Raw genomic sequence first — 6192 nt, forward strand, 5'->3', positions numbered from 1 at the left:
ATGGCCGATTATAACAATTATCATGAAGAGGAAGTACTCGGTAAAGCCTATGACTCCCGCCTGATGCGGCGGTTGTTGAGCTATGTTCGCCCCTACCGGTGGCAGCTCGGTCTGGCCGTATTTCTACTGGTGTCAGGATCTCTCCTGCAGTTGCTTCTTCCGGTCATGATTCAGATCGGGATCGACAAGTACCTGGTGACCAAAGATCTCTCCGGCCTTCCCCGGGTTGCCCTGGCCTATGCCGGAATTCTGGTAGCGGTGTTCCTGCTTCAGTATGTCCAGATGTACATTACCATGTTCATCGGCCAGAAAGTGCAATACGACATCAGAATGCAGATCTTCAAGCATCTGCAAAAATTGCACCTGGGATTTTTCGATAAAAACCCGGTCGGCCGTCTGGTGACCAGAGTGACCAACGATGTTAATGTGCTCGATGAAATGTTTTCATCGGGCCTGGTTTCGGTATTCGGTGATATCATAACACTTGCGGGGATCGTCGCGGCGCTTCTTTACTACAACTGGAAACTGGCTCTTCTGACATTGATAGTTTTGCCGCTGCTGGTGCTGGCTACGGCGGTATTCAGGAAAAAAGTTCGTGATATATACCGGCAGATTCGACTTAAACTGGCCCGGCTGAATTCTTTCGTGCAGGAGCATGTCACCGGCATGACCGTCATACAGCTTTTCACCCGGGAGAACGCAACTTTTGAGAAATTCTCTTCCATCAATTCCGATCTGCGAAGCGCCCATTTGAAATCAATTTATTATTATGCGGTCTTCTTTCCGGTCGTTGAAATTATCAGCGCCCTTTCGATGGCCATATTAATCTATTATGGCGGCATCCAGATAAATTCCGAAATGCTCACTTTTGGCGAGTTGGTCGCCTTTATTCAACTGGTCCAGAGATTCTACAATCCCATTCGCGACCTGGCAGAAAAGTACAATATCCTGCAGTCATCGATGGCCTCCTCGGAGCGGATATTCAAGCTGCTTGACACCAAACCGGAGTTTGCCGAGGAGGGGAACGGCACCAGGCCGAAGGAATTCAAGGGAAAAATCGAATTCGAGAATGTTACGTTTGCTTATAATTCGGGCGAGGACGTTCTCAGGGATGTCAGTTTCACCGTCGAACCCGGCGAGAAAGTGGCCATAGTCGGTGCCACCGGCGCCGGCAAGACATCGCTGGTATCACTTTTATTCAGATTCTATGATTATCAGAAAGGATCCATAAAACTTGATGGTGTCGAGCTGAAGGACATGTCGAGCTCCACCATACGCTCGCAATTGGGATTGGTCCTCCAGGATGTCTTTATTTTTTCGGGAGATTATGCCGGTAATATTCGGCTCGGCAGTGATGATATCACCGACGATCAATTGATTGATGCTTTAAAAAAAGTAAACCTGTATAATTTCATAGTCAAACAGGAGGGCGGCCTCGGCGCCGAAGTCAAGGAGCGCGGAGCGACATTGTCCACCGGGCAGAAGCAACTTCTTTCTTTCGCGCGAGCGCTGGCCTTCAATCCCAATATTCTGGTGCTGGATGAGGCCACCAGTTCGGTCGATACCGCGACCGAAAGGATGATACAAAAAGCTCTGGATAAACTGCTGGAAAATCGGACGGCCATCATTATCGCCCACCGGCTTTCGACGATCGAAAAAGCCGATAAAATAATTGTATTGCATCATGGACGTCTTCGTGAAATGGGCAAACATCACGAACTGCTGGAAAAGAAGGGCATATATTACAGGTTGTATCAGATGCAGTTCAAACGGGATGAGATAAAGGCGGCGAGGTAATCATGATTTCAAACAGCGAACTCAAACAACTGACCGCTTTTGCCCGGAAGATGGCCCGGGAAGCAGGCGGAATTTTGCTCAAGAAAAGCCGCCAAAGACACCGGATAATGCTCAAGGGAAGAGTCGATCTTGTCACCGATGCCGACCTGGCCTCGGAGAAGTACATTGTCGGCGCCGTTTCCAAAAAATTTCCAAGTCATTCCATTCTTGCCGAGGAAGAAGCCGCCCGCGACAATCACTCCGATTACCGATGGATCATCGACCCATTGGATGGGACGACTAATTTTGCTCATGATTTTCCCTTTTACTGTGTCTCAATCGGATTGGAATATAAAGGCAGCATCGTGGCCGGAGTGGTGTTTGACCCGGAGCGGGATGAGATGTTCCATGCCTGCCGTGGCGGCGGGGCCTTTTTGAATCGGAAAAAAATCCGGGTTTCGAATCAATCGAAACTCGAAAACGCCCTGCTGGCCACCGGGTTTCCTTACGACATCGGAAATTCACGTGAGGATAATTTGAACTACTTCCGGCGCTTTGCCAAAACCGCCCGGGGTGTCCGGCGAGCCGGCTCGGCGGCGCTCGATCTCTGCTATCTTGCCTGCGGGAGGTTTGACGGATTCTGGGAGCTGAAACTGCATCCCTGGGATACCGCCGCGGCCAAAATTATTGTCGAGGAAGCCGGTGGAATTGTCACCGATTTCCAGGGTGGAAAGTATTCTATTTACGACAAATATATTCTGGCCGGGAATCGAAAAATTCACACCCGAATGAAAAAGATCCTGGCCGAATAATTTCTTGCCTATTCAGAATTATCCTTAAGAAAACCGGATAGTAATTTGTTGAATTTGTCTCTCTCGGTAACAAAGAAAAAGTGCCCGGCGTCTTCAAATAAAAAGTAACGGGCACTCATGAAATGATTCACCCATGATTTGCGAAGATCGGTGCCGACGCCATTATCGGCTTCCATGACAAAAACAGGCAAAGTATCTCTTATCGGGGTTTCTTTGGGGGGATATTTCGAACAGTAATCCCGGCATCCGGCCACCGACTCGAAGAGCCATCTGATATTGCATTGTTTCAGGGACGAGTGAATGAAGTCACGATCTTCGGATGATACTTTTGTCCCGATAATGCTATCATACCATAATGCAGTCTCGACTATCAGCGCATCGCCCGACAGGGCCAGCATCTTTGCGGCAAAAGTCTTGCGAGATTCTATTACTTCATCAAAACCCTGAAAGACGCAATCGACGAAAACAACCCCTTTTAATTTAGATATGTCCAGCTTAATAATTTCCGGGATAATATTGGTGGCGAAACTATGACCTATTACGAAATAAGGTTTTTTGACAACATTCTGCATCAAGTTGACCGCTGCTTCGGCATCGAACCTTGGGGCCATGACCGGGTCGACATCTTTGAAACTTTGCCCGTGACCGAACAGGTCGATCGTCACGACTTCATAATCTTTGCGGAAGTGGTCAATCTGGTATTTCCAGCTATTTCCATTGCCCCCCAAACCATGGATAAAAAGCAGGGCCGTCGGCCCGTCGCCACAAGTCTGATAATTCAGTTCCAGTTCACCAAACTTCAATAACGGCATAATCTTCCCGGGAAATATATTATTATCCCTAATAATAGGTCCACTTTTGTCATTGTCAATCGATTATTGGCAATGTCGATTGATACAATTGTTTTTTTGTCATTTTCGTATTATTATCTTAAAATAGTAGTTTTTTTTACGTTTTAATACTTGAGAGGAACCAAGCCGGGACTTCCGTGTTCGAGCCTGTTTTGATACCATTAAAAGGCGGTAAAATCACTGTTGGATTTGCCCGGAACCTTGCCGATAATTAATTATATAAGTATTGTACCAAGGGGATGCGTGGTAAGCGGGAATGGGATGAGACAACACGGTTTATTGAAAAATTCTAATAAGCAGGAATAAAAATTATGTGCGGTATTGTTGGATATGTCGGCTTTCGCCAGGCGCTGCCGGTCCTGATTCAGGGACTGAAAAGGCTTGAGTATCGCGGCTATGATTCGGCCGGTATTGTGCTTGCCGAAAACGGCGCTCTGACGGTCGAAAAATGTGTGGGGAAAATAGTCTGTCTGGAAGAACAGCTTAAGGGAAAAGAATACAATGCTACTTCCGGCATCGCGCACACCCGCTGGGCGACTCATGGCGAACCGACCATTATCAATGCCCACCCGCATCTGGATAGCAAGGACCAAATCGCTCTGGTGCATAACGGAATTATCGAAAACTATCGGGCCTTAAAAGCCTTTCTCGAAGAGCGGGGCCACAAGTTCAAAACCCAGACCGATACCGAAATACTGGTCCAGTTGATCGAAGAGTACTATGAAGGCGACCTTACCGAAGCGACGCGAATAGCGCTGACTCAGGTAGAGGGGACCTACGGCATTGTCGTAATCGCCTCGCATGAACCGGGTAAAATCGTGGCCGCCCGGCAGGGCTCCCCGCTGGTGGTCGGGTGCGGCGTTAATGAAAATTTCGTGGCTTCGGATATGAGCGCTATTCTTGCCTACACCAACCGGGCGGTTTATCTCGAAGAGGGCGACATCGTCACCGTGACCGCCGATAAATATGAAGTCACCGCCGTGGATAAAAATCTTCTGCGTATGCCTCAGATCGAAGAAATTTCCTGGACACTTGACCAGATCGAAAAAAGCGGCTATGAGCATTTCATGCAGAAGGAGATTCATGAACAGCCGATAACACTGGCCAACGCAATTCGCGGGCGGCTTAATTATGATGAGGGCATACCCAGGCTCAGCGGTCTGAACCTCCAATATGACGAATTGCAGAATATCGACCGCATTATTATAACTGCCTGCGGCACATCCTGGCATTCCGCCCTGATCGGTGAATACGTCATCGAGGAGATGGCGCGTATACCGGTCGAAGTCGAGTATGCCTCCGAATTTCGCTATCGTTTGCCTATCATCAAGCCGGGAACGCTGGTTTTTGTCATCAGCCAGTCCGGTGAGACGGCCGATACTCTGGCCGCTCTTCGTGAAGCCAGAAAGATGGGCGCCACCGTCCTGGGTATCTGCAATGTGGTCGGTTCTTCGATTGCCCGTGAGACCGATGGCGGCGTGTATATTCATGCCGGACCGGAAATCGGGGTGGCCTCGACCAAGGCCTTTACATCACAGGTGATGGTTCTCTTTGAGATTGCCCTCCTTTTGGGCCGCATGCGGAATATTTCCGCCCAGAAGGGAAAGGAACTGATTCGGTTCCTTAACAATATTCCGGGTCAGGTGGAGCAGATTCTTGAGACCGAAAGCCAGATAAAGAAAATCGCCGAACAATATTACCGAAGCAATAATTTCCTTTATCTGGGGCGCGGGGTCAATTTCCCGACCGCGCTTGAAGGCGCCCTCAAGCTGAAGGAAATATCATATATCCATGCCGAGGGCTATCCGGCGGCGGAAATGAAGCATGGTCCGATCGCGCTGATTGACGAAAATATGCCGGTGGTGGTGGTTGCGCTTAAAGATGCCGTCTATGATAAGGTGCTTTCGAATATCGAGGAAGTGCGGGCGAGGCACGGCAAGGTCATTGCCATCGCCAGCCAGGGTGACTCCGAGATCGAAGAAAAAGTCGGCCATGTCATTCATATACCAAAAACATATCCGTTATTCACGCCGATTCTGGCCAGTATTCCACTACAATTATTGGCCTATCATATAGCCGTTTTGAGGGGGTGCGATATCGATCAGCCGCGCAATCTGGCCAAAAGCGTAACGGTCGAATAGTTATTCTATTATTAGGGCTGCCAAGAAAATAGTTGACAACGCTTGCATTTTTCCTAATATTTATAAGGTGTAAGGAATTCATCTGGATAAACCTGTCGGTCATTCCTATTAGGAAGAATTTTGAGTGAGTAGGCTAGATAGCAAATCCTATCAGACACTGAACATGCTTTGGGCCGCTGGGATGGCCATTACATTCTTCTTAGCTGCATTAATCCCATCTTGGGACAAATATGCCAGGCTATTTACCTCAGATTTAGTTTTGTTTATTGAATCGGCGACTCTAGGTTTAATTACTTTTTTGCTTTTTCTGCGATATGCGATTGCAAGCCATCACGAACTAACAATGCTGGCACAATACCTCAATGAATCTACAGCGCCGCGGATTAAGGCTAAAACCTATCTTGTTATTTTCTTATTGGCCATCTTTTTTGGTTTCCTTATATCATTTACTGATAATTTACAAATATATACTGGCGTCTACCTTTTATATATTTTATTTGATCTTTGGGGGGGCGTAAGCTTCCCTGTCAAGTGGACACTTCATAAGTAGAGTTTTTGACAGTTTGTTGTTCACGGAAGACCGTCGGAGGGAGACCGCCCAAGGCGTCATGG

Annotated in this window: 5 protein-coding genes; 4 read left to right on the plus strand and 1 reads right to left on the minus strand. The window is 47.9% G+C overall.

The genetic code is table 11. The features are described from left to right. The gene (locus CVT49_14420) at nt 1–1797 is read left to right on the plus strand and encodes an antibiotic ABC transporter ATP-binding protein (protein ID PKK82316.1); all 1797 of its coding nucleotides are present in this window, start codon (nt 1–3) and stop codon (nt 1795–1797) included. Nucleotides 1798–1799: 2 nt separating this feature from the next. Beyond that, a complete protein-coding gene (locus CVT49_14425; GenBank protein ID PKK82317.1) occupies nt 1800–2588 on the plus strand; it encodes an inositol monophosphatase in 789 nt (262 codons plus the stop codon). Between the two features lie 8 nt (nt 2589–2596). Here CVT49_14425 and CVT49_14430 read toward each other — a convergent pair whose 3' ends face one another. Continuing rightward, complete coding sequence (locus tag CVT49_14430) at nt 2597–3400, minus strand: hypothetical protein (protein ID PKK82318.1); 804 nt, start codon at nt 3398–3400, stop codon at nt 2597–2599. Between the two features lie 350 nt (nt 3401–3750). Between CVT49_14430 and glmS the strand changes: the two genes are divergently transcribed. Continuing rightward, nucleotides 3751–5580 carry a glutamine--fructose-6-phosphate transaminase (isomerizing) gene (gene glmS, locus CVT49_14435; protein ID PKK82319.1) on the plus strand — a complete coding sequence of 610 codons (1830 nt, stop codon included), beginning with the start codon at nt 3751–3753 and terminating at the stop codon, nt 5578–5580. Between the two features lie 163 nt (nt 5581–5743). Beyond that, on the plus strand, nt 5744–6130 hold the full coding sequence (locus CVT49_14440; GenBank protein ID PKK82320.1) for a hypothetical protein: 387 nt from the start codon (nt 5744–5746) through the stop codon (nt 6128–6130). The last annotated feature ends 62 nt before the right edge of the window (nt 6131–6192 follow it).

The organism is candidate division Zixibacteria bacterium HGW-Zixibacteria-1 (genome assembly GCA_002838945.1).
Classification (GTDB): domain Bacteria; phylum Zixibacteria; class MSB-5A5; order GN15; family PGXB01; genus PGXB01.

What these genes read in the sequence shown, in the direction of transcription:
- CVT49_14420 (PKK82316.1), top strand. Translation starts at nt 1, where the DNA reads ATGGCCGATTATAACAATTATCATGAAGAGGAAGTACTCGGTAAAGCC.
- CVT49_14425 (PKK82317.1), top strand. Translation starts at nt 1,800, where the DNA reads ATGATTTCAAACAGCGAACTCAAACAACTGACCGCTTTTGCCCGGAAG.
- CVT49_14430 (PKK82318.1), bottom strand. Translation starts at nt 3,400, where the DNA reads ATGCCGTTATTGAAGTTTGGTGAACTGGAACTGAATTATCAGACTTGT.
- glmS (PKK82319.1), top strand. Translation starts at nt 3,751, where the DNA reads ATGTGCGGTATTGTTGGATATGTCGGCTTTCGCCAGGCGCTGCCGGTC.
- CVT49_14440 (PKK82320.1), top strand. Translation starts at nt 5,744, where the DNA reads ATGCTTTGGGCCGCTGGGATGGCCATTACATTCTTCTTAGCTGCATTA.